4 protein-coding genes and 1 pseudogene are annotated in these 3,895 nt (G+C 74.3%); 3 read left to right on the top strand and 2 right to left on the bottom strand.

Translation table 11 applies throughout. The features are described from left to right. Positions 1-394 (bottom strand): annotated as a pseudogene (locus QOL99_RS15715) (TVP38/TMEM64 family protein); the annotation flags it as partial. Positions 395-461: 67 nt separating this feature from the next. Here QOL99_RS15715 and QOL99_RS15710 point away from each other — a divergent pair. Next, entirely contained in the window at positions 462-1,463 is a 1,002-nt protein-coding gene (locus QOL99_RS15710) for a polyprenyl synthetase family protein (RefSeq protein ID WP_285525202.1), read from the top strand. Between the two features lie 6 nt (positions 1,464-1,469). Here the strand turns inward: QOL99_RS15710 and QOL99_RS15705 are convergent, their stop codons facing one another. Then, positions 1,470-2,267: an N-formylglutamate amidohydrolase gene (locus QOL99_RS15705; RefSeq protein ID WP_285525201.1), complete on the bottom strand. Its 798-nt coding sequence runs from the start codon at positions 2,265-2,267 to the stop codon at positions 1,470-1,472. An 81-nt stretch (positions 2,268-2,348) separates the two neighbouring features. On the opposite strand from QOL99_RS15705, the gene recF reads away from it, so the two are divergent. Together recF and QOL99_RS15695 are read left to right on the top strand one after the other, a co-directional pair. Then, positions 2,349-3,425, top strand: a complete 1,077-nt coding sequence (recF, locus tag QOL99_RS15700) for a DNA replication/repair protein RecF (RefSeq protein ID WP_285525199.1) — start codon at positions 2,349-2,351, stop codon at positions 3,423-3,425. A 53-nt stretch (positions 3,426-3,478) separates the two neighbouring features. After that, positions 3,479-3,895 (top strand): DUF721 domain-containing protein (locus tag QOL99_RS15695; RefSeq protein ID WP_285525204.1); only part of this gene is annotated, 417 nt, incomplete at its 3' end.

The raw sequence follows: 3,895 nt of genomic DNA, 5'->3' as shown, positions 1-3,895 counted from the left end.
GCGCCCGCACCAGCGTGTCGCCCAGCGCCCGGCCCAGGCCGTACCCGGCGGCAGCGCCCAGCAGCGTGCCCAGGTACACCAGCAGGAAGCCCTCGACCGGACCGTAAGCGCGGGCCGTCACCGCCGTCATCACCAGGGCGGGCAGCACGGGCACCGCCGCTTGGAGCACGAACCCCGCCAGCAGCGCGAGCGGCCCGGCCGGGCCCAGGTCCTCCACGAAGGCGCGGGTGACCGCCGGGTCGCTGGAGGTCAGGGCCTCCCAGCCCTCGCCCAGAAAGGCCCGCGCGTCCGGCGTCAGCGCCAGGGCACCCAGCGCCAGCACGACCACGCCGGGCACGATCCACCGCAGCGCCGCGACCGCTGCTCGGCGGGGAGGAAGGGGCGCGGAGGTCATGGCGGCAGTGTAGAGGGACCGGGTGAGGAGGCGGCCAGTCCCCCCCGCCCCGCTATGCTGCCCCCCGATGCACCCCGAATTGCTGACCCGCGTGCTGTCGCTGCTGCCCCCACCACAGCCGGGAGGAGCGGCCCGCCCGGAACTGGCCCACTTCCACGCCATGCTGCGCGACTACCCCCTGCGCGGCGGCAAGGGCATCCGCTCGGCGCTGCTGCTGGCCTCGGCGCGGGCGCACGGGGCGCGGCCCGGCACCTCCGCGTGGGAGGGAGCGCTGTGGCTCGCGGCGGGCCTGGAACTGTTCCAGAACTGGGTGCTGATCCACGACGACATCGAGGACGACTCGGAGGAACGCCGGGGCCAGCCTGCCCTGCACCGCCTGCACGGGGTGCCGCTGGCGATCAACGTGGGCGACGCCCTGCACGCCTACATGTGGGCGGCCGTCCACCGCGCCGGGGTGCCGGGCGGCATGGAGGAGTTCCTGACCATGATTCACCGCACGGCCGAGGGCCAGCACCTCGACCTGAGCTGGGTGGAGGGCGGCGAGTGGGCGCTGACGGGGGCCGACTACCTGGAGATGGTGCGGCTCAAGACCGCGCACTACACCGTGGTCGTCCCGCTGCGGCTGGGCGCTCTGGCTGCCGGGCACCCCCCCGACGAGCGCCTGACCCCGGCCGGCCTGAAGCTCGGCGCGGCCTTCCAGATCCGCGACGACGTGCTCAACCTGCTGGGGGACGCGCAGCAGTATGGCAAGGAGATCGGCGGCGACCTGCTGGAGGGCAAGCGCACCCTGATCGTGCTGCACTGGCTGGAGACGGCCCCGCAGGAGCAGAAGGCCCTCTTTCTCGACCAGATGGCCCGCCCCCGCACCGACAAGGACCCTGCCACCATCGCCCGGATTCACCGCTGGCTGCTGGAAAGCGGCAGCGTCGCCCACGCCCAGGCCCACGCCGATGCCAAGGCGCGGGAGGGGCTGGCCCTGCTGGAGGAGGCGCTGGCGGGTGCCCCCGACCACGAGGCCGCCCGCAAATTGGTGGACACGGTGCGGGGACTGGCGACGCGGGAGGCGTGAGGGGCGTCAGCCTTCCCGCACCAGCGCCAGCGCCGCGTCCGCGAACCGCCCGAACCCCGCGTTCAACTCCCGCAGCGCGGCTCCGTCCGGCACCCCCCATTCGGGGAAATACAGCCCCACGTTGACCTCCAGCCCGAAGGCGGGCACGCCCGTCCGCGCGGTCCAGCGGGCGCTCAGCGTATCGGTGGTCCAGGGGTCACCCACCGCCACCCGCGTCAGGTCGCCCGTCAGGACCGGGGCGAAGGCCGCCTCGCACGCCTCGCGCAGCCCCTCCCACAGCTCGGGGGCAATGGTGGGGCTGGCGGCCGTCCCCGGCATGATGGTCAGCGCCGGGCGGGGTGCTCCGGTGTCCGGCCCCAGCGCCGGGCCGTGCGAGGCCATCGCGTGCCCCACGATCATCAGCCGCGCTCCCGCGATCTCGGCCTCCACCTGATGGTCGAAGGCGTCCCAGACGCGCCGCAGCCGGGCCTCCCGCGCCTGCGGGGACAGGGCGAAGCCCGCCGGGTAGAGGGGCTGGCGGGCAAAATCGGTGAGCTTGATCACGCCGTTGTCGGCCCCGTCGTCGCGGTGACGGTTGAGGTCGGCGGCGAAGCGGCTCCAGGGCGCCTGCAGGAAGCGGACACCGGGCAGCTCGAAGATCAGGTCGGTGTGGGGGTCCCCCTCCAGAAAGACGCGGCGCAGCAGGGCCTCGCGCTGGGCGGTGTCGAACCTGCCTGCCCCCAGCATCTCGCGCAGCACGTCGGCGGGCAGCGCCCCGGACGGATGGGGGGCCAGGATCAGCAGGTCATCGCGGGCGGGGGGCATGGGGCCGATGCTACGCCCGCGCCCGCCCAACTGCGGCCCACGGCACCGCCCCCTCTCTCCCCTCCCCGCTAGACTGAGGGGATGCAGCTTTCGGCCCTCTCCACCCTGAATTACCGGAATCTCGCGCCGGACACCCTGACCTTTCCGGCGGGGGTCACGGGCGTGTTCGGGGAGAACGGGGCGGGCAAGACCAACCTGCTGGAGGCCGCCTACCTCGCCCTGACCGGGCTGACGGACGTGACGCGGCTCGAACAGCTCGTGCAGTCGGGCGAGAAGGAAGCCTACGTGCGGGCCGACGTGCAGCAGGGCGGCAGCCTCAGCATTCAGGAGGTGGGGCTGGGGCGCGGGCGGCGGCAGCTCAAGGTGGACGGGGTGCGGGTGAGGGCGGGGGACCTGCCGCGCGGCAGTGCGGTGTGGATTCGCCCGGAAGATTCCGAACTCGTCTTCGGTCCCCCGGCGGGGCGGCGGGCGTACCTGGACGCGCTGCTCTCGCGCCTGAGCGCCCGCTACGGCCAGCAGCTCGCCCGCTACGAGCGCACGGTTTCGCAGCGCAACGCGGCCCTCCGCGCAGGCGAGGACTGGGCGATGCACGTCTGGGACGAGGCGCTGGTAGGGCTGGGCACCGACATCATGCTGTTTCGCCGCCGGGCGCTGACCCGCCTCTCGGAACTCGCCGCCGAGGCGAACGCGGGGCTGGGCAGCCGCAAGCCGCTGGGCCTGACCCTGCAGGAGTCCACCGCCCCGGAAACCTACGGGGCCGACCTGAAGGGCAGGCGGGCCGAGGAACTCGCGCGGGGAGCCACCGTGACCGGGCCGCACCGCGACGACCTCGTGCTGCGGCTGGGCGACTTTCCGGCGAGCGAGTACGCCAGCCGGGGCGAGGGCCGCACGGTGGCGCTCGCGCTGCGCCGCGCCGAACTCGAACTGCTGGCCGAGCGCTTCGGGGAAAAGCCGGTGCTGCTGATCGACGACTTCTCGGCCGAACTCGACCCCGGCCGCCGCCTCTTCCTGCTGGACCTCGCCGCCAGCGTGCCGCAGGCCGTCGTGACCGGAACCGAGCGGGTGCCCGGCTCGGCGCTGACCCTGCGGGCGCACGCGGGCCGCTTCACGCCCGAGGGCGAACGGGCGGCGGTGGGGGCGCTGGAGGTGACGGCGTGAGCCACTCTCGCCATCCCCGCCGCCTGGGGGGTCCGCGTGGCCTGTCCGACCTGATGGGCGCGACGCTGGGCACCGCCCGCATCGCCAAGGGGGTGCAAAAGGCGCGGGCGATCCTGGCCTGGCCGCAGGCGGTGGGCCCGGAGATCGCGCGGCTGACGCGGCCCCGCTCGCAGCAGGGGGGCACCCTGTTCGTGGAGGTGCGCGACTCGACCACCGCGCACCATCTCACGCTCCAGCGGCACCACTTTCTGCGGCGGCTCAACGAGGTGCTGGGCGAGGAGCGGGTCACCGAGATTCGTTTCAGCGTCGGGAGTGTGCCCCGGCCGCCCGACGTGCCCCGGCAGGCGCCCCTGCCCGCCCCGGACCGCGAGCGGGCGCGAGCGCTCGTGCAGGACGTGGGAGGCGACCTGAGGGGCGTGGCCCTGAAGGCCGCCGAGGCGATCACGCGGGCGCGGAGGTGGCGCGAGGAA

The sequence above is a fragment of the Deinococcus rhizophilus genome (assembly GCF_030271215.1).
Classification (GTDB): domain Bacteria; phylum Deinococcota; class Deinococci; order Deinococcales; family Deinococcaceae; genus Deinococcus; species Deinococcus rhizophilus.
This window is presented reverse-complemented; position numbering and strand designations above follow the sequence as displayed.

Excerpts from the sequence above, each read along its gene's own strand:
- QOL99_RS15705 (WP_285525201.1), bottom strand. The coding sequence starts at position 2,267 with ATGCCCCCCGCCCGCGATGACCTGCTGATCCTGGCCCCCCATCCGTCC.
- QOL99_RS15710 (WP_285525202.1), top strand. The coding sequence starts at position 462 with ATGCACCCCGAATTGCTGACCCGCGTGCTGTCGCTGCTGCCCCCACCA.
- recF (WP_285525199.1), top strand. The coding sequence starts at position 2,349 with ATGCAGCTTTCGGCCCTCTCCACCCTGAATTACCGGAATCTCGCGCCG.